Raw genomic sequence first — 18578 nt, forward strand, 5'->3', positions numbered from 1 at the left:
GCCACCCCAGCAAACAACAACCCCAAAAAGGAGCTGCCGTCACCAAAGGAATCCGCGACAAAACACCACACAAACCATCAGGTCCGCACAGCATCCTGCCAACGGGGCAAAAAACACTGCATCGACTTTCGGCACGCTGTTGAGTTCTCAAGGATCAGACACACACCAGAACCCGACCTCTCAGCCCGGTTCTTGGGGCAACCGTTCTAGCTTAGCAATTCGCTCTCACCCAGGCAAATCGGGTGATTTCGAACCGATTCACCCCATGAAGCATAACCCTCTTCCGATGTCCGCAGACTCCGGCGTCAGGTGTTGTTTCGTTGGGGGGATGTCACCGGGCCGGCCACCTATCGGTGTCCCGCGCTTCGCAGCGACTCGAGCTACCTTACCGACCTCTTCGCAAACCCGCAAATCGGGCCCTGCGGAGCTCGGCTCCTCGTCTCGATCCACTCGCCGTGCACAAGCAGTGCACCGAACGAACGGCGTCGGCTCCAGAGGATCCCCGCCGGACCGGCCGCCAGTTGGCGTCCCGCGACCCGTGCGGAGCGAGTTGAACTATACGGAGCTTGATGCGGGCCGTCAAGTCGTGCCCGCCGATCCTCCAGATGACGGCGTTCCAGCTACTCCGAAGTGGGGCATGACACGCACAGCGCAGGCCGTGCCCGGTGGCTCCGGAGCACGAGGAGTGGAACCTACGGGGCCACCTCCACGCCCGCGACGTTGCGCCGTCCGCGGCGCAACACCAGCCACCGGCCGTGGAGCAGGTCGTCGGTGGAGGGCACGGATTCGACCGACGTGACCCGCTCGTTGTTGAGGTAGGCGCCACCCTCGTCGACGGTCCGCCGCGCAGCGGATCTACTGGCCACCAGGCCGGTCTCGGCGAGGAGATCGACCAGCGGTGGGAGCGCGCCCTCGCTGTCGCGTTCGACGCGGACGTGGGGCGTTTCACGGAGCGCGGCGTCCAGGGTCCGGCCGTCGACGTCGGTGAGGGCACCTCGGCCGAAGAGGGCACCGGAGGCCGCGATCACCCGGGCGCACTCGTCCGCGCCGTGGACGAGCGTGGTGAGCTCCTCGGCCAGGACTCGTTGGGCTTCCCGAGCGGCCGGGCGTTCGGCGGTGGTCTTCTCCAGTGCCTCCAGCTCCTCGCGGGAACGGAAGCTGAAGACGCGGAGGTACTGACCGACGTCGGCGTCCGGGGTGTTGAACCAGAACTGGTAGAAGGCGTACGGCGACATCATCTCCGGGTCCAGCCAGACGGTCAGGCCGCCTGCGCTCTTGCCGAACTTGGTGCCGTCGGACCGGGTGAGCAGCGGCGTCGCCATCGCGTGCACGGTGGCGCCCTCCGCCCGGCGGATGAGGTCGACACCGGCGGTGATGTTGCCCCACTGGTCGCTGCCACCGGTCTGCAGGGTGCAGCCGTACCGGCGGAACAGCTCGAGGTAGTCGAACGCTTGCAGGATCTGGTAGCTGAACTCGGCGTACCCGATTCCCTGCTCGGTGTCCAGCCGCGCCTTCACGACCTCCTTCTGGATCATCTTGTTGACCCGGAAGTGCCGACCGATGTCGCGGAGGAACTCCAGCACGCTGACCGGTGCCGTCCAGTCGAGGTTGTTCACGATCTGCGCGGCGTTCGGCCCGTCGAAGTCGACGAAGGGCGTGACCTGCCGCTTCAGGCGTTCGACCCAGCCGGCCACCGTCTCCGGGTCGTTCAGGGTGCGTTCGGCGTCCGGTTTGGGATCGCCGATCAGGCCGGTGGACCCGCCGATCAGGAGCAGTGGCGTGTGGCCGGCCTGCTGCAGCCGCCGAGCGGTGACGAGCTGGACGAGGTTGCCGTGGTGCAGGCTCGGTGCGGTCGGGTCGAAACCGACGTAATAGGTGACGGGTCCTTCCGCGAGCGCGGCGCGGAGCGCGGCCTCGTCGGTCGACTCCGCGAGCAGCCCGCGCCAGCGCAGGTCGTCCAGCACCGACTGTGCCGACGGCGTTGACCGCGCCGCCTGCTGCTCTGTGTTGTCCCCGGGACCGGTCACCGTAGTTCCTTCCTCGGTCGGATCGATGGTTGGGCGGTGGCTGCCTCGACTCCAAGAGTGCCCGAGCCGGGTGCGGCGGCGGTGGTGGGGCCGGGTGCGGCGGCGCTCCGCCGGCGCTTGGGCGCGTGCGGGCGGTAGGCGGAGACCGTGGGCTCGGCGTCCACCCAGAACCGCCACGGCCGGTCCGCGGCAGCTGCCAACCCGACCCGGGGTCCGCGCCGGATGCTCGCGGCCGCCACCGGCTCGCCTGGCCCGAGGCGTACGGGCGAGGACGGGGCGAACGTGTCCAGGCCGTTGCCCGCGCGGTCCACGCCGAGCGCCTGGGCGAGCCGGGCCGGTCCGCGGGCCAGGTCGCGAGCCGAGCGGGCCGCCGACCGGCGGGACTTCGCGAGGTCCTCCCCCGTGATCACTTCGCCGGCCCGGAGCAGGACCGCACTGGCGTGCCCGTTGTCCCCGCATACGAGATTGATGCACCAGTGCATGCCGTAGGTGAAGTAGACGTAGAGGTGGCCTGGTGGGCCGAACATCACCGCGTTGCGTGCGGTGCGGCCGCGGTAGGCGTGCGAGCCGGGGTCGTTCGGGCCGTCGTAGGCCTCCACCTCCGTCAGCCGGACGGCGACCAGCCCCTCGGCGGTCCGGTGTTCGACCACCCGGCCGAGCAGAGCGGGCGCCACCTCGAGCACGGGTCGGCTGAGCAGCGCGCGCAGATCGTCGGTCATCCCCCGCGCGCCCACTCCCGAGCCTCTTCCGTGCGCGGCCGGAGCCGGGACAGCTGGTCGCGCACCCGGACCGGCGCCGTACCGCCGAGCGCGGAGCGTGCGTCCAGCGCGCCCTGGACGCTCAGCACGGTGCGCACCTGCGGCGTGAGATGGGGCGAGATCGCCGCCAGATCGTCGTCGCCGAGGTCAGGCAGGTCGACGCCGCGACGCTCACACTCCTGTACGCAGGCGCCCGCGATCTCGTGCGCGTCTCGGAAGGCCACGCCCTGGCGTACCAGCCACTCCGCCACGTCGGTGGCGAGCGCGAAGCCGAGTGGAGCGGCCGCGGCCATCCGGTCGGTGTCGAACGTACTGGTCGCGACCATGCCGGTGATGGCGGGCAGAACGAGGACGAGCTGGTCCACCGTGTCGAAGACCGGCTCCTTGTCCTCCTGCAGGTCGCGGTTGTAGGCGAACGGCATGCCCTTCAACGTGGTGAGCATTCCGGTCAGGTGCCCGATCAACCGGCCGGACTTGCCGCGGACGAGCTCCGCGGCGTCGGGATTCTTCTTCTGCGGCATGATCGACGAACCGGTGGCGAACGCGTCGTCGAGCCGGACCCAGCCGAACTCGGTGGACGCCCACAGGCAGTACTCCTCGCCCAGCCGGGAAAGGTGGACGCCGAGCATCGCCGTGCAGAAGAGGAACTCCGCCACGAAGTCGCGGTCGGACACCGCGTCCAGCGAGTTTTCCGACGCCCGGAGGAATCCGAGGTCGGCGGCGGCCGTTTCCGGGTCGAGCGGAAGCGAGGAGCCGGCGAGCGCGCCGGCCCCCAGCGGCGAGGTAGCCGCCCGGTCGTCCCAGTCACGCAGCCGGTCGACGTCCCGGGCCAGTGCGTGCACGTGCTTGGCGAGCTCGTGCCCGAAGGCGACCGGCTGCGCGTGCTGGAGATGGGTGAAGCCGGGTGCCGGCGACGCGGCGTGTTGCCCGGCCTGCTCCAGCAACGCCTCCTGCAGGTCGGCCACGAGGGCGACCAGCACCCGTGCCTGTGCGCGGAGGTACAGCCGGAAGTCCGTCGCCACCTGGTCGTTGCGGCTCCGGCCGGCCCGCAGCTTGCCCCCGAGCGGGCCGAGCCGGTCCAGCAACTCGCGTTCGATCGCGGTGTGGACGTCCTCGTCGTCAGGTCGCGGCGCCAACGTGCCGGCCGCCACCTCAGCGGCGAGCACGTCGATCGCCTCCTCGACCCGGGCCAGCTCCGGATCGGTGAGCAGGTCCGCTCGGCGCAGCACCCGGGCGTGGGCACGGGTCTGAGCCAGGTCGAACGGCGCCAGCCGCCAGTCGAAGTGCACCGACCTCGACAGGGCGGCCAGTGCCTGGGCGGGACCGGCGGCGAAGCGGCCGCCCCAGAGCCGGGTCGGCTGATCGCCCGGCAGGTGCTCCTCGATCACGGAGTTCCTTCCTCGTCGTGGTGCAGGTGACTCAGGACTTCCCGAGGTCACGCTTGGCGGCGATCTTGCTGGGGAGCCCCCAGAGCTCGACGAACCCGCGGGCCAGCGACTGGTCGAACACGTCGCCCTCGTCGTAGGTCGCGAGGTTGAAGTCGTAGAGCGAGGCGGCGCTCCGGCGACCGCTCACGACCGCCCGGCCACCGTGCAGGGTCATCCGGATGTCACCGGAGACCTGCTCCTGCGAGGCGTCCACGAAGCTGTCCAGGGCCCGCTTCAGCGGCGAGAACCACAGCCCGTCGTACACCAGCTCGGTCCACCGCTGCTCCACCTGGCGCTTGAACCGCGCGAGGTCGCGCTCCACGGTGACGTTCTCCAGCTCCTGGTGCGCGGTGATCAGCGCGATCGCACCCGGCGCCTCGTAGATCTCGCGGCTCTTGATGCCCACCAGGCGGTCCTCCACCAGGTCGAGGCGACCGACCCCCTGAGCGCCGGCGCGAGCGTTGAGCTGCTGGATCGCCTCCAGCATCGTCACCGGCTTGCCGTCCAGAGCGACCGGACGGCCGGCCTCGAACGAAACCACCACCTCGTCGGCTTCCCGGGCGACCGCGGGGTCCTGGGTGTAGTCGTAGACATCCTCGGTGGGGGCGTTCCACAGGTCCTCGAGGAACCCGGTCTCCACGGCCCGGCCCCAGACGTTCTGGTCGATGGAGAACGGCGACTTCTTGCTGACGTCGATCGGCAGCCCGTGCTGCTCGGCGTAGGCGATCGCCTTCTCGCGGGTCCAGGCGAAGTCGCGGACCGGAGCCAGAACCCTGAGGTCGGGAGCCAGCGCGCCGACGCCGACCTCGAACCGGACCTGGTCGTTGCCCTTGCCGGTGCAACCGTGCGCCACGACGCTCGCCCCGTGCTGCCTGGCCGCCTGGACGAGGTGCTTGACGATCAGCGGCCGGGACAGGGCGGAGACCAGGGGGTACCGCTCCATGTACAGGGCGTTGGTGGCGAGGGCCGGAAAGCAGTAGCCGTCGGCGAACTCGTCCTTGGCGTCCACGACGACGGCCTCGACCGCCCCACACTCCAGGGCGCGCTTGCGGATCGTGTCCAGATCCTCTCCGCCCTGGCCGACGTCGATCGCACAGGCCACGACCTCCGCACCGGTCTGCTCGGCGATCCAGCCGATCGCCACGGAAGTGTCGAGCCCGCCCGAGTAGGCGAGCACCACGCGCTCGGTCATGTCATTGCTCCTTCGTGGGTTGGTTCTTGCGAGCGAGCGCAAGCAGTTGGTCGGCGACACCGGTGCCGCCGTCGGGTTCGCGGGCGACCACGAGCACAGTGTCGTCCCCGGCGATGGTGCCGATGACACCGGGGACTTCGGCGTGGTCGAGGGCGGAGGCGAAGAACTGGGCCGCGCCAGGCGGGGTCCGCAGCACCACGAGGTTGGCCGACGGGACCGCGGAGACGAGGAGTTCGCCGCAGACCCGCGCAAGCCTCGCCTCTGCCACCGAGGGTGCGTCCGGGGTGGCTCGCGGTGTGCGGTCGCCGCCTTCGCCGGGCAGGGCGTAGACGAGGGCGCCGCCGGCGGTGCGCACCCGGACCGCGCCGAGTTCGTCCAGGTCGCGGGACAGGGTGGTCTGCGTCACCGCGATGCCCTCCTCGGCCAGCCGGTCGGCAAGCTCCGCCTGCGACCTCACCTCGGTACGCGACAGCACCTCCACGACGTACTGGTGGCGGGCGGTCTTCGTCATCGCCACGCGGGGCACGTCGGTGCCGGGACGCGGGGTGGTCAGGTCGACGTCGCCGACCTTGGGCCCCGCGGATCTCGTCGCCTTCCGGCCGGTCATCGCAAGCGCCTGGTCGCCGGTCGGGGAGGGCTCGTCCCTGCTGGGCCGGGATCGTGATCCCTTGGCCGGGACCTGGTCGGTGGTCGTGTCGTGGTTCATCACACCTCCTGACCCGGATGCTCTTCTCGTGACCGCTCCAGCAGCCAGGTGAGCAGGGCCTTCTGCACGTGCAGGCGGTTTTCGGCCTCGTCCCAGACGACACTTCGCGGGCCGTCGATGACGCCGGCCTCGATCTCCTTGCCACGGTAGGCGGGCAGGCAGTGCAGCACGATCGCGTCGGATGCCGCGTGGCTCATCGCCTGCTCGGTCACGGCGAACGGGACGAACGGTGCGGACCGGTTGGTCGCCTCCTCCTCCTGCCCCATCGACACCCAGGTGTCGGTCGCCACCACGTCGGCACCCTCGAGTGCCTCGCGGGGATCCGCCACCACTGCGACCGACCCGCCGCCGGCGGCGGCGATCTCGGTGGCCCGGGCCAGCACCGACGGGTCCGGCTGGTAACCGCGCGGGGTGCCGACGCGGACGTGCATTCCCGCGATCGCACCGCCGAGGAGGTAGGAGTGCGCCATGTTGTTGGCGCCGTCGCCGAGGTAGCTGAGCCGGATGCCGGCCAGCCGGCCCTTGTGCTCGCGAACGGTCTGCAGGTCGGCGAGGATCTGGCACGGGTGGAACTCGTCGGTCAGCGCGTTGACGACGGGCACCGTGCTCACGGCGGCCATCTCCTCGATGCGGTCCTGACCGGCGGTACGCCAGACGATCGCGGCGCACTGCCGGTCCAGCACCCTGGCGGTGTCCGCGATCGACTCGCCGCGCCCGAGCTGGGCGCTCTGGGCGTCGATCACCATCGGGTAGCCGCCCAGCTCGGTGATGCCGACGCTGAAGGAGACCCGGGTGCGGGTGGAGGACTTGTCGAACAGCACGGCCACGACCCGCGGCCCCTCCAGCGGGCGGAACGCGAAGCGATCCTTCTTCATCGTGTCGGCGAGGTCGAGCACCTGCGCCTGCTCGGCGCCGCTCAGGTCGTCGTCCCGCAGGAAGTGCCGCACCATCAGGACTCCTCGGTGGAAGCGGTGTCGAGAATGCCGGGCAGCGCGTCGACCAGGGATCGCGCCTGCTCCGACGTGACGATCAGCGGTGGCGCCAGCCGGATCGCGTTCGGCTGCACGGCGTTGACGAGGAACCCCGCCCGCTGGGCGGCGGCCTGCACCTGCGCGGCCCTGGGCTCGGCGAGCACGACCGCCAGCCACAGGCCCCGGCCGCGGACTCCCGAGACCAGCGGGTGCGGCAGAGCCGAGATAGCGTCCGCGAGCTCGGTGCCCACCTTCGCCACGTGGTCCAGCAGGCCCTCCGCCTCGATGGTGTGCAGCACGGCGATTGCGGCCGCGACGGCGACGGGATTGCCGCCGAAGGTCGACCCGTGGTCGCCCTTCGCGAACGTCTGCCCGAACCGGCCGACGCCGATGCAGGCGCCGATCGGCAGCCCGCCGCCGAGCCCCTTCGCGAGGGTGAGGACGTCGGGGCGTACGCCTTCGTGCTGGTGGGCGAACCAGGTGCCGGTCCGGCCGATCCCGCTCTGGATCTCGTCGAGGACCAGCACGGCACCGGTCGCGTCGCAGATCTCCCGGGCGGCGGTGAGGTAACCCGGCGGTGGCGGGACCACGCCCGCCTCGCCCTGGGTGGGCTCGAGGAAGACGCCTGCGCACTCGTCGGTGACGGCGTTCTTCAACCCGTCGGCGTCGCCGTAGGGGACGAACCGCACGTCGATGCCGAACGGCCCGAAGGGCTCGCGGATCGCCGCCTTCCCGGTCAGGGAGAGGGCGCCCATGGTGCGGCCGTGGAAGCCGTTGTCGGCGGCCACGACGTAGCTGCGGCCGGTGTCGGCGGCGTTGCGGAGCACCAGCTTGAGCGCGGCCTCGTTGGCCTCCGTCCCGCTGTTGGCGAAGAACACCCGGCCGTCGTGGCCGAGCAGGGCGAGCAGGCGCTCGGCGAGCAGCACCTCGGGCTGGTGGAGGAACAGGTTGGAGGTGTGCGCGAGGGTGGCGACCTGGGTCGAGACGGCCTCCACCAGTGCCGGGTGCGCGTGCCCGAGAGAGGACACCGCGATGCCCGCGATGAAGTCGAGGTAGCTGTTGCCGTCGAGGTCCCAGACCGTGCATCCCTCACCACGGGCCAGAGCCACCGGCGGGACGCCGTAGTTGGGCATCAGAGCGGTGGAGAACCGCTCCGCCCAGGTGTCGTACTGCGGCCAGACGCTCATGCGTAGGTTCCCTCCTGCTGCGCCGGCACGACCATGGTGCCGATGCCCTCGTCGGTGAAGATCTCCAGCAGCAGCGAGTGCGCGACCCGCCCGTCGATCACGTGTGCCTGGGGCACCCCACCTCGTACGGCCCGCAGGCATGCCTCCATCTTCGGCACCATGCCCGAGGCCAACGACGGCAGCAGTCCGGCGAGCTCGTGGACGTCCAGCTCGCTGATCACCTCGTCGCTGTCGGGCCAGTCGCGGTAGAGGCCCTCCACGTCGGTGAGAACGATGAGCTTGCGGGCTCCCAGCGCGGTGGCGAGCGCGGCCGCGGCGGTGTCGGCGTTGACGTTGTGGACCTGCCCGTCGACGTCGGGCGCGACACTCGACACGACCGGGATACGACCGGCCTCGATCAGGTCGCGGACCGCCTCGGCGCGTACGGAGACCACGTCGCCGACCAGGCCGATGTCGACCGCCTCGCCGTCGACGGTGGCCGTGCGGCGTTCGGCGGTGAACAGACCGGCGTCCTCACCGGACAGGCCGACCGCGAACGGACCGTGGGAGTTGACCAGCCCCACCAGCTCCCGCCCGACCTGGCCCACGAGCACCATCCGGACGACGTCCATCGCCTCCGGTGTGGTCACCCGCAGACCGCCCCGGAACTCGCTGGGGATGTCCAGTCGGTTGAGCATCTCGCTGATCTGCGGGCCGCCCCCGTGCACGATCACCGGCCGCAGGCCGGCGTAGCGCAGGAACACGATGTCCTGGGCGAAGGCGCGCTTCAGCGCGTCGTCGGTCATGGCGTTGCCGCCGTACTTGATCACGACGATGGAACCGTGGAACTGCTCGAACCACGGAAGCGCCTCGATCAGCGTCTCGGCCTTGCGCATCGCCTGCAGGCGGTCCCTGGTCCGGACCTGGGCGGGCCCCTTCGCCGTCGTGGCCCCGCTCGGCGCGCCCAGGGTGCTCTGTGGGCCTGGTGCGTTGGGTGTGGTCGGTGTGGTGCTCATGCGTCGGCACGTCCCATGCGTGGCTCGTGGTGCACTGGTCGAAGGACTGGCTCAGGTGGAGTACGCGGAGTTTTCGTGGACGTAGGCATGAGTCAGGTCGTTGGTCCAGATGGTCGCCGACTCCTGCCCCGCCTTGAGGTCGACGGTCACCTCCACCTGGCGCGCGGAGAGGTCGACCAGGTCCCGGGACTCGCCGATCCCGCCGTCGCGGCAGACCCACACGCCGTTGAAGGCGACGTCCAGGGTGGCCGGGTCGAACGCCGCCCGGGTGGTGCCCACCGCGGCGAGAATCCTGCCCCAGTTGGCGTCCTTGCCGAAGACGGCGCACTTGAAGAGGTTGTTCCGGGCGATGGCCCGGGCGGCGTCCAGCGCGTCCTGCTGGGTCGCGGCGTGCACCACCTCGATCGCGATGTCGTGCTCGGCGCCCTCTGCGTCACCGATCAGCTGCTGGCCAAGGTCGTGGCAGACGGCGGTCAGCCCGGCGGTGAACTCCTCGTGGGTGGGGGTGACCCCGGAGGCGCCGCTGGCCATCAACAGGACCGTGTCGTTGGTCGACATGCACCCGTCGGAGTCGAGCCGGTCGAAGGTCACCGACGTGGCCGCACGCAGAGCGAGATCGGCCGCCACCGGGTCGAGGATGGCGTCGGTGGTGATCACCACGAGCATGGTCGCCAGCGAGGGCGCGAGCATGCCCGCGCCCTTGGCCATGCCCCCGATGGACCAGCCCGCCCCGGCGTGCGTCGCCTGCTTGGACCGGGTGTCGGTGGTCATGATCGCGGTCGCGGCCGCCTGACCGCCGTCGTCGGACAGCGTCGCCACGGCTTCGGTGAGGCCGCCCAGCAGCTTGTCGCGGTCGAGCAGCTCGCCGATCAGGCCGGTCGAGCAGATCGCGACGTCGATGGCGGCGGTGGCGTCCGCGCCGGGCACGGCCGCGGCGGTCAGCGCCTGCGCGGTGTGCTCCGCGCTGGCGTGGGTGGTCTGGAAGCCGGCCGGACCGGTGTAGCAGTTGGCTCCGCCGGAGTTGAGGGCGACGGCACGAACCTGCCCGTCCTTGCAGACCTGCTCGCTCCACAGGACGGGGTTGGCCTTGCAGCGGTTGTCGGTGAACACGGCGGCGGCGGTGAAGGAGGGGCCGTCGTTGACGACCAGGGCGACGTCGGGGTTGCCGCTCGGCTTGAGGCCGGCGGTCACGCCGGATGCCCGGAAGCCGAGGGGGGTGGTGACGGACAAGGGAGTGCCTTTCGGGGGCGAGGATCGGGTACGGACGACGGGTGTCCGCCGAGACCGCCCGGCGACGGTGGCGAAGCCGGGCTATCGGCGGGGCCGGCCTCGTCGTCGCCGGTAGCGATGCCCGGTCCACTGTCCTTCGCAGGCGGAGGATCCGCAGTGGTTGCTCATGGCGCCAGCCCGACCGTGCTCAGACCGGTGGTCTCGGCGATGCCGAGCGCGAGGTTCATGCACTGCACGGCACCACCCGCGGTGCCCTTGGTGAGGTTGTCCAGCGCCGCGACCGCGACCAGCCTCCCGGCCCGGTCGTCCACCGCCACCTGCGCGTGCACGGCGTTGGAACCGAGCGTCGCCGCCGTGCTCGGCCAGGCGCTCTCCGGAAGCAGGTGAAGGAACGGCTCGTCGGCCCAGGCCTGGGCGTAGGCCTCGCGGACGGCCGCGGTGTCCACGCCGTCACGGACGCGCACCGTGCAGGTGGCGAGGATGCCGCGCGGCATCGGCGCCAGGGTGGGCGTGAAGGACACGGTGACCGGCGAGCCGGAGACCAGCCGGAGATTCTGCTCGATCTCGGGGGTGTGCCGGTGGGTGCCGCCCACGGAGTAGGCGGACATGGCGCCCATCACCTCGCTGCCGAGCAGGTGCGGCTTCGCCGACCGGCCGGCACCGGAGGTGCCCGACGCGGCGACCACCACGACGTCGCGGGCGTCCACCAGGTCGGCGGCCACGGCCGGGAGCAGCGCGAGGGTCGAGACGGTCGGGTAGCAGCCGGGGACCGCGATCCGGCGGGCCGGACGCAGCAGGTCACGCTGGCCGGGCAGCTCGGGCAGGCCGTAGGGCCAGGTGCCGGCGTGGTCGCCGGTGTACCACCGCTGCCAGTCGGCGGCTTCGGTGAGCCGGAAGTCGGCACCGCAGTCGACGACCAGCACGTTGTCGGGCAGGCTCGCGGCGACGGCCGCGGACTGACCGTGCGGGAGAGCCAGGAAGACCACGTCGTGGCCGGCCAGGGTGTCGGTGGTGGTCTCCCCCAGCAACCGGTCGGCGAGCGGGGTGAGGTGCGGCTGGTGCTGACCCAGCGGTGTGCCGGCGTTGGAGCCGGCGGTCACCGCGCCGATCTCGATCTCGGGGTGGGCGAGGAGCAAGCGCAGCAGCTCGCCACCGGCATAGCCGCTCGCACCTGCCACCGCCGCACTGAAACCCATGGTCACGTCACCCCTCGGTTGGTTCTGCATGAGTATGCCCGATCATGCATGGCCATGCAACCGAGGTCGGCGACTCTCACATATTCACCCGCGCGTCCGGTACCTCCCCGCACCGGCACCCGCCCCCACACCGCCACCCGCCACCCGCCACACCCGCCACGTCGGGTCACTTCCGGGTGGCGCCGCTCAGCGTGAGCTCCTCCGCGAAGTGGCAGGCCGCGAGATGGTGTGCACCGGTCTGCCGCAGCTCCGGCACCTCCGAGCCACAGCGGTCCAGCTGCACGTGCGGGCAGCGGGTGTGGAACAGGCACCCCGAGGGCGGGTTCGCCGCGTCCGGGAGGTCGTCGGGCAGGCCATGCTCGTGCCGGGCCCGCCGGTTGTGCGGGTCCGGCAGCGGCACGGCGTTCAGCAGCGCCTCGGTGTAGGGGTGGTGCGGCTGGGTGTACAGCGAGGACGTGTCGGCGGTCTCCACGATCGAGCCGAGGTACATCACCGTCACCCGGTCGCACAGGTGCTCCACCACGGACAGGTCGTGGGAGATGAACAGGTACGTGAGGTCGAACTGTGACTGGAGGTCGGCCAGCAGGTTGAGGATCTGCGCCCGCACGGACACGTCCAGCGCCGAGACCGCCTCGTCCGCGATCACCAGCCGGGGCTCGGTGATCAGGGCGCGGGCGATGTTGATCCGCTGACGTTCACCGCCGGAGAACGCGTGCGGGTAGCGCCGCATGTACTCCGGCCGCAGACCACACCGGCGCAGCATGTCCGCCACCCGGTCCTGCAGCTCCGAACCCTGGGCGAGGTTGTTCGTCCGGAGCGGCTCCCCCACCAGCTGCAGCAGTGTCATCCGGGGGTTCAGGGAGGAGAACGGGTCCTGGAAGATGACCCGGATCTCCCGGCGGTAGGGCGCGAGCTCACGGTTGCGCAGCCGGGCCAGGTCGACGGTCTCACCGTTGGCCCGGCGGTACCGGATCTCGCCGGAGCTGGGCTGGAGCACCCGGGCAAGGCAGCGGCCGAGGGTCGTCTTGCCGCACCCGGACTCCCCCACCAGGCCCAGCGTCTCCCCCGGCGCGATGGTGAGGTCCACCGAGTCGACCGCGCGCACGGCACCGGTGGTGCGGCCGAACATGCCACGTTTGATCGGGAAGTGCATCGACAGGTCGCGCACCTCGACCAGCGCCGAGCCCGACGCGTGCTGCGACCGGGACGGCGGGCCGGCCGGACGCTCCCGCACCTCGACCGGTGCGCCACCCGCGCCACCGGCCGGCACCTTCGGTGTCTCCAGCACCACCGGTCCCGACGGTGCCTGGTCGCCGTTGGCCGTACGTCCGCCCGGCGCGCCGGCGCCCACGGCGGCCGGCTCGCCCGACCCGCGGTACAGGTGGCACTGGGCCAGGTGGTCACGTCCGAACCGCACCAGCGGCGGGTCCTGCTTGTCGCACACCCCGGCGATCACCCGGTCGCACCTGGTGTGGAAGGGGCAGCCGGCCGGGCGGTTCTGCGGGTGCGGCACCATCCCGCGGATCGCGGCCAGTCGCTGGCGTCCCTGCCGGCCCGCGCCGCGCATGGTGGGGATCGAACGCAACAGGGCCTGGGTGTACGGGTGCTTCGGCTCGTCGAAGATCTCGCGTACGGTGCCGTGCTCGGCGACCTTGCCGAGGTACATGACCGTCACCTCGTCGGCGATCTCCGCCACCACGCCCAGGTCGTGGGTGATGAAGACCATCGCCATCCCCGTCTGGTCCTGCAGGTCCTTCAGCAGGTCGAGGATGCGTGCCTGCGTGGTCACGTCCAGCGCGGTGGTCGGCTCGTCCGCGATCAGCAACGCCGGGTCGCAGGACAGCGCGATCGCGATCATCACCCGCTGGCACATGCCGCCGGACAGCTGGAACGGGTAGGCGTCCATCCGGCGTTCCGGTTGCGGGATGCCGACCCGGCGCAGCTGGGCGACGGCCCGTTCGCGCGCCTCCTGCCTGGGCAGCTGCAGGTGCAGCTGGATCGCCTCGATGAGCTGGTCGCCCACGGTGTACATCGGCGAGAGCGAGGCCATCGGCTCCTGGAACACCATGCCGATCTCGGCGCCGCGCACCCGCCGGATCTCCTCACCACGCGGGTCGAGCTTGGCGAGGTCGGTCCAGCCCGCGTCGGTGCTCGGACGCCAGTCGATCCGGCCGCCGGCGATCGCCCCGGGCCGGTCGACGAGCTGCAGGATGGACCGCGCCGTGACCGACTTGCCGCAGCCGGACTCACCGACGACGCAGACCGTACGGCCCTTGGGCACCGTCAGGTCGACTCCGTCCACCGCGCGGACGACGCCCTCCCGGCTGGTGAAGTGCGTGTGCAGGTCGGTGATGCGCAGCAGCGTCGACGGGTCGGCAGCCGGACTCGACGTGGCGGCCGGCGCCGCACCCGGGCCACGGCCGCGGGCACGACCGCGGCGACCGCCGCCCTCGGCGACCTCGGAGCGACTGGACTGGTTCATGCGAGCCTCCACCACGGATGTCAGTGCTTGTACGGGTCCGCCGCGTCACGCAGGCCGTCACCGAGGAAGTTCAGCGCCAGGACGGCGACCACGACCGTCGCACCGGGCAGCAGCAGCCAGGGCGCGGTGGCCACCGCGCGGATGTTCTGCGCCTCCTGCAGCAGGACGCCCCAGCTCACCACCGGCGCCTGCAGGCCCAGGCCGAGGAACGACAGGGACGTCTCGGCGAGGATCATGCCCGGGATCGACAGCGTGAGCGAGGCGATCAGATAGCTGGAGAACGATGGAAGCATGTGCCGGAAGATGATCCGCGGCTGGCTGGCGCCGTCGATCGTCGCCGCCGTCACGAAGTCCTCCTCCCGCAGGGACAGGAACCGGCTGCGTACCACCCGGGCCAGGTGCGTCCAGGCGATCATCGACAAGATGACGGTGACCGCGAAGTATCGCTTGAGCGGACCCCAGCCGGGTGGCACCGCGGCGGCCAGGCCGAGCCACAGCGGCAGCGTGGGCACGGACATGAAGAACTCCACCGCGCGCTGGATGAGCGTGTCCACGACGCCGCCGAAGAAGCCGGACACCCCGCCCAGCACCACGCCGAGCACGAACGCGAACGCCACCCCGACCAGGCCGATGGACATCGACACCCGGGACCCGTGAATGATCCGGGACAGCAGGTCGTGGCCGTTGCGGTCGGCGCCGATGAGGTACATCGGCGGGCCCTTCGCCCCCTTGCTGGGCCCGATCAGGTGCCGGTCGCCGGGGATGAGCCCGAACAGCTTGTACGACTCGCCCTTGGCGAACAGGCTCACCGGCACCTTCTTGTTCTCGTCGGTGGTCCAGGTCAGCTCCAGCGTGGTGGGGTCCTGCTTGGACTTGTAGCCGTAGACGTACATGCCCCACTTGCCGTCGTCGACGAAGTGCAGCCGCTGCGGCGGCGCGTAGGCGTAGTCGGGGTTGTAGTGCCCGCTGGAGTACGGCGCGAGGAACTCGGCGAAGATCGCGAGCAGGTAGATCACCACGGTCACGACGAGTCCGGCCATGGCGAGCTTGTGCCGCTTGAAGCCCCACCACACCAGCTTCCACTGCGGTGCGACGGCGATCGCGGTGTCGCCCTTCGCACCCGCCTCGGCGGCCGGGCCGTCCGGCTCGACGACCGGTCCGGTTCCCTCGTCCGCAGGAAGTGTCTGCTGTGTCATCGTCGCTCCCGCCTACCGGTGGCTGAGCCGGACCCGCGGGTCCAGCCAGGCCAGGGCGATGTCGGAGATCAGGGTGCCGATCACGGTGAGCACGCTCACGATCAGGATGATCGAGCCGGCGAGGTACATGTCCTGGCTCTTCAGCGCGTCCAGGAGCAGCGGTCCGGTCGTCTGCAGCGACAGCACCTGCGCCACGATGACCTCACCGGACACCAGCCCCGGAAGCACCCACCCGATCGTGGACACGAACGGGTTCAGCGCGACGCGCAGCGGATACTTCACCGTGAGCCGGCGTTCGGGCATTCCGCGCGCCCGGGCGGCGACGACGTAGGGCTTGTGCAACTCGTCCAGGAGGTTCGCCCGCAGGACCCGGACCAGACCCGCCGTACCGGCCGCCCCGAGGACGACCACGGGCACCCACAGGTGGCTGAGGAGGTCGATCAGTTTTCCGAGGTTCCACGCGGAATCGACGTAGTCCTGGGAGAACAACCCGCCGACGCTGAGCCCGAAGTAGTTCAGGCCCACCCACATCAGGACCAGCGCGATGAGGAAGTTCGGGACCGCCAGGCCGAGGAACCCCAGCGTGGTGGCGAGGTAGTCGCCCACGGAGTACTGCCGGACCGCGGAGTAGACGCCGATCGGGAACGCAACGGCCCAGGTGAACAGCAGCGTGGTGATGGCCAGCACGATGGTGAGGCCCAGCCGCTCGCCGAGCAGCGCCGACACCGGCTTGTTCCAGGCGAACGACATGCCGAAGTCGCCGTGCAGGATGCCGCCGATCCACTTGAGGTACTGCACGTACACCGGCTGGTCGAGCCCGTACCTCGCCGACAGCGCCGCCAACTGCGCCTTGTCGATCTGGTCGCCCTGCGACTGCAGCTGGGAGACGATGGTGGTCAGGTAGTCGCCCGGTGGCAGTTGGATGATGATGAACGCCACCACGGAGATGGCGAAGACGGTCGGGATCATCAACAGGATCCGCCGCCCCATGTACGTCAACACGTCCGGCTACCTCCTCGCACCGCGCTCGTGTGGGCAGTCGTCAGGGTCAGGACTTGTACCACTGCTCGGGATTGCTCAGGGCGGGGGTCGCCATGATGGACGCCTCCGGCATCTTGGCCGGCACGTTGTGGAAGTTGTTCTTCACGATGCCGTAGGAGTTGGGGATGCGGACGCAGCCGATGCAGTAGAACTGCTCCTTGGCGATCTGCAGAATCTGCTTGTAGAGCGCCTTCTGCTCCTGCTGGTCGATGGTGTCGATGAGCTTGCGGTACAGCTCCATCTGCCTGCGCGTCTCCGGCGGCGGTTCCTCACCCTCCTTGCCGTAGGTGTTGAACCACTGCTGCCACAGCTCGGCGTAGATGGACTCGCTGCTGAAGGGGAAGTACCACCGGGGCTCGAGCTTCTCGATCAGCAGACCGCCGTCACCCATCCAGACCCCGGCGTCGTGCTCGTTGGCGGTCGGGTCCTTGCGCTCGTAGAAGAGCGTGCGGTCCTCGTTCTTCATCTTCGCGTCGACGCCGACCTTCTGCCAGTACTGCACCACCAGCTGGGTGCCGTCGACCCAGGACGGTGTGAGGGAGGGGCTCGCCACCTCGACCTGGAAGCTCAGCCGCTTGCCGTCCGGGCGCAGCCGGAAGCCCGCAGGGTCCTTCTTCGTCAATCCGGCCTTGTCGAGGTAGGAGTTCGCCTTCGCCACGTCGTACTCGGTGAACTGCTTGGCGAACTCCTCGTCGTAGAACTCCGACCGCTCGTCCGGCGCCGCCTGCCACGGCACACCCTGGCGCTGGAAGACCGACTGGATCATCTCCGGCCGGTTCATCGCGTGCGAGAGCCCGACGCGGAAGTTCTTGTCCTGGAAGATCTTCCGGAGTACGGGGTCCTTGTGGTTGAGGTTCAGCGAGATCACGATGTCGTTCATCACGGTGTTCTCCAGCGTGATGAAGTGGTACTGCCCCTTCTCGCGCCCGCGAGCCAGGACCGGCTTGTTCGGCAGGGTGTTGATGTGCCGGGTCGTCATGTCCAGCTCGCCGGCCGACGCCTTGAGCAGGATCACCTGGACGTCGGAGGTGACGTCGAAGTTGGCCCGGTCCAGGTAGGGAAGCTGGCTGCCGTCGGGGTCGGTCTTGAAGTAGTACGGGTTGCGCTCGAACGTCACCCGGCTGCCGGTGCCCAGGGGGTTCTTCGTCACCCATGCACACAACGTCGGCAGCTCCGGGTTTCCCCAGTGGTCGTTCTTCGCGCCGTACAGGTCGGTCCAGGCCGTCATCTTCTGCTGCTTGGCGAGCTTCTGCGCGTCGGGGTTGTACTTCTTGTGGAACTGCTGGAGGTAGTGCTTGGGCGCGAAGAAGGTGTTGTACGCCAGCTTGGAGAGGAAGAGGCCGTTCGGCTGCGGGAAGGTCACCTTCACCGTCACGTCGTCGACCTTGGTGAGCTTCGCCGGCTTCCCGGCACTGCTGATCCAGTCGGGCACCACCGGGCTGAGCTCGGAGTTGAGCAGCCAGTCGTTGAAGCCGAACTCGAGGTCGTCGGCGGTGAACGGCTTGCCGTCGGACCACTTCATGCCCTCACGGAGCTTGATGGTGTACTCGTCGCCGGCGGCGTTGGGAGTGACCGACACCGCGATGTTCGGGATGACCTTCCGCCCGGTGGGGTCGAACCGCATCAGGGCTTCGTACCCCATCGTGCGGCCCAGCCAGGAGGTGTCCGCGGCGTTCACCAGAACGGCCCGGAAGGTCCCGCCGTAGATGCCCACCTTCTCCGTCGGCTGCACGACAAGCGGCGTCTTCGGCAACCGCTGTTCGACCTTGGGCAGCTTCCCGTCCTTGACCAGCTGCGCCAGCATGGGCGCCTCTTTGCCCTTCTTCGCCTCCTGGGCGGCTCCGCCGGCGGCGGCCTTCTTGTCGCTCGGATCCGTGGATAGGAACGAACAACCGGACAGCGAGGCCGTGGCGAGCGCACCGCCTCCCCACGTCAGGAGGTCTCTGCGGCTGGGACGCGGGGTGTCGGATGGCGTCATCGCGCACCTCCAGGATTCGGGCCCTCGGAACGCCACCCCACACGTCAGGTAAGCGCTCTCCCAGGCTGTGCCTACAAGGGGAACTCGAGCTGTCCGGACCGTGCATCACACCGGTCGCACACCCGGGGGCCGCGAAGAACTCACCGAACCTCGCGGTGTGGGTGGGGCCGGTCCGGCGAACATAAGGGACGG

General features: G+C 70.1%; 14 protein-coding genes. All 14 read right to left on the bottom strand.

Annotated features, from left to right (window positions below; all coding sequences use genetic code 11):
- Nucleotides 1-692: 692 nt before the first annotated feature.
- Complete coding sequence (tyrS, locus tag ABZV93_RS12545) at nucleotides 693-1964, bottom strand: tyrosine--tRNA ligase (protein ID WP_354934813.1); 1272 nt, start codon at nucleotides 1962-1964, stop codon at nucleotides 693-695.
- Nucleotides 1965-2023: 59 nt separating this feature from the next.
- Nucleotides 2024-2746, bottom strand: coding sequence for a DNA-3-methyladenine glycosylase (locus ABZV93_RS12550; protein WP_354934006.1), 723 nt, complete (start codon nucleotides 2744-2746; stop codon nucleotides 2024-2026).
- Nucleotides 2743-4173, bottom strand: a complete 1431-nt coding sequence (gene argH / locus ABZV93_RS12555; protein WP_354934008.1) for an argininosuccinate lyase — start codon at nucleotides 4171-4173, stop codon at nucleotides 2743-2745. Before argH ends, ABZV93_RS12550 begins: the two co-directional genes overlap by 4 nt.
- Before the next feature lie 31 nt (nucleotides 4174-4204).
- Nucleotides 4205-5404: an argininosuccinate synthase gene (locus ABZV93_RS12560; protein WP_354934010.1), complete on the bottom strand. Its 1200-nt coding sequence runs from the start codon at nucleotides 5402-5404 to the stop codon at nucleotides 4205-4207.
- Nucleotide 5405: 1 nt separating this feature from the next.
- Nucleotides 5406-6110, bottom strand: a complete 705-nt coding sequence (locus tag ABZV93_RS12565) for an arginine repressor (RefSeq protein WP_354934011.1) — start codon at nucleotides 6108-6110, stop codon at nucleotides 5406-5408.
- Entirely contained in the window at nucleotides 6110-7060 is a 951-nt protein-coding gene (gene argF, locus ABZV93_RS12570) for an ornithine carbamoyltransferase (protein ID WP_354934013.1), read from the bottom strand. The genes ABZV93_RS12565 and argF overlap by 1 nt, the downstream gene beginning before the upstream one ends.
- Nucleotides 7060-8268: an acetylornithine transaminase gene (locus ABZV93_RS12575; protein ID WP_354934015.1), complete on the bottom strand. Its 1209-nt coding sequence runs from the start codon at nucleotides 8266-8268 to the stop codon at nucleotides 7060-7062. Before ABZV93_RS12575 ends, argF begins: the two co-directional genes overlap by 1 nt.
- Nucleotides 8265-9143, bottom strand: coding sequence for an acetylglutamate kinase (gene argB / locus ABZV93_RS12580; RefSeq protein WP_354934816.1), 879 nt, complete (start codon nucleotides 9141-9143; stop codon nucleotides 8265-8267). Before argB ends, ABZV93_RS12575 begins: the two co-directional genes overlap by 4 nt.
- A 171-nt stretch (nucleotides 9144-9314) precedes the next feature.
- Nucleotides 9315-10493, bottom strand: a complete 1179-nt coding sequence (argJ, locus tag ABZV93_RS12585; protein ID WP_354934017.1) for a bifunctional glutamate N-acetyltransferase/amino-acid acetyltransferase ArgJ — start codon at nucleotides 10491-10493, stop codon at nucleotides 9315-9317.
- A 164-nt stretch (nucleotides 10494-10657) separates the two neighbouring features.
- The gene (argC, locus tag ABZV93_RS12590; RefSeq protein ID WP_354934019.1) at nucleotides 10658-11689 is read right to left on the bottom strand and encodes an N-acetyl-gamma-glutamyl-phosphate reductase; all 1032 of its coding nucleotides are present in this window, start codon (nucleotides 11687-11689) and stop codon (nucleotides 10658-10660) included.
- 166 nt (nucleotides 11690-11855) lie between these two features.
- Nucleotides 11856-14171: an ABC transporter ATP-binding protein gene (locus ABZV93_RS12595; protein ID WP_354934021.1), complete on the bottom strand. Its 2316-nt coding sequence runs from the start codon at nucleotides 14169-14171 to the stop codon at nucleotides 11856-11858.
- Nucleotides 14172-14191: 20 nt separating this feature from the next.
- Nucleotides 14192-15367 (bottom strand): ABC transporter permease, encoded by a 1176-nt coding sequence (locus ABZV93_RS12600; protein ID WP_354934023.1) that lies wholly within the window; start codon nucleotides 15365-15367, stop codon nucleotides 14192-14194.
- Between the two features lie 12 nt (nucleotides 15368-15379).
- Nucleotides 15380-16369: an ABC transporter permease gene (locus ABZV93_RS12605; protein WP_354934025.1), complete on the bottom strand. Its 990-nt coding sequence runs from the start codon at nucleotides 16367-16369 to the stop codon at nucleotides 15380-15382.
- 46 nt (nucleotides 16370-16415) lie between these two features.
- Nucleotides 16416-18386 carry an ABC transporter substrate-binding protein gene (locus tag ABZV93_RS12610; RefSeq protein WP_354934027.1) on the bottom strand — a complete coding sequence of 657 codons (1971 nt, stop codon included), beginning with the start codon at nucleotides 18384-18386 and terminating at the stop codon, nucleotides 16416-16418.
- Nucleotides 18387-18578: the final 192 nt, after the last annotated feature.

The sequence above is a fragment of the Actinopolymorpha sp. NPDC004070 genome (assembly GCF_040610475.1).
Taxonomy (GTDB): Bacteria; Actinomycetota; Actinomycetes; order Propionibacteriales; family Actinopolymorphaceae; genus Actinopolymorpha.

What these genes read in the sequence shown, in the direction of transcription:
- ABZV93_RS12550 (WP_354934006.1), bottom strand. Translation starts at nt 2,746, where the DNA reads ATGACCGACGATCTGCGCGCGCTGCTCAGCCGACCCGTGCTCGAGGTG.
- ABZV93_RS12560 (WP_354934010.1), bottom strand. Translation starts at nt 5,404, where the DNA reads ATGACCGAGCGCGTGGTGCTCGCCTACTCGGGCGGGCTCGACACTTCC.
- ABZV93_RS12565 (WP_354934011.1), bottom strand. Translation starts at nt 6,110, where the DNA reads ATGAACCACGACACGACCACCGACCAGGTCCCGGCCAAGGGATCACGA.
- argF (WP_354934013.1), bottom strand. Translation starts at nt 7,060, where the DNA reads ATGGTGCGGCACTTCCTGCGGGACGACGACCTGAGCGGCGCCGAGCAG.
- ABZV93_RS12575 (WP_354934015.1), bottom strand. Translation starts at nt 8,268, where the DNA reads ATGAGCGTCTGGCCGCAGTACGACACCTGGGCGGAGCGGTTCTCCACC.
- argB (WP_354934816.1), bottom strand. Translation starts at nt 9,143, where the DNA reads ATGCGCAAGGCCGAGACGCTGATCGAGGCGCTTCCGTGGTTCGAGCAG.
- argC (WP_354934019.1), bottom strand. Translation starts at nt 11,689, where the DNA reads ATGGGTTTCAGTGCGGCGGTGGCAGGTGCGAGCGGCTATGCCGGTGGC.
- ABZV93_RS12595 (WP_354934021.1), bottom strand. Translation starts at nt 14,171, where the DNA reads ATGAACCAGTCCAGTCGCTCCGAGGTCGCCGAGGGCGGCGGTCGCCGC.
- ABZV93_RS12600 (WP_354934023.1), bottom strand. Translation starts at nt 15,367, where the DNA reads ATGACACAGCAGACACTTCCTGCGGACGAGGGAACCGGACCGGTCGTC.
- ABZV93_RS12610 (WP_354934027.1), bottom strand. Translation starts at nt 18,386, where the DNA reads ATGACGCCATCCGACACCCCGCGTCCCAGCCGCAGAGACCTCCTGACG.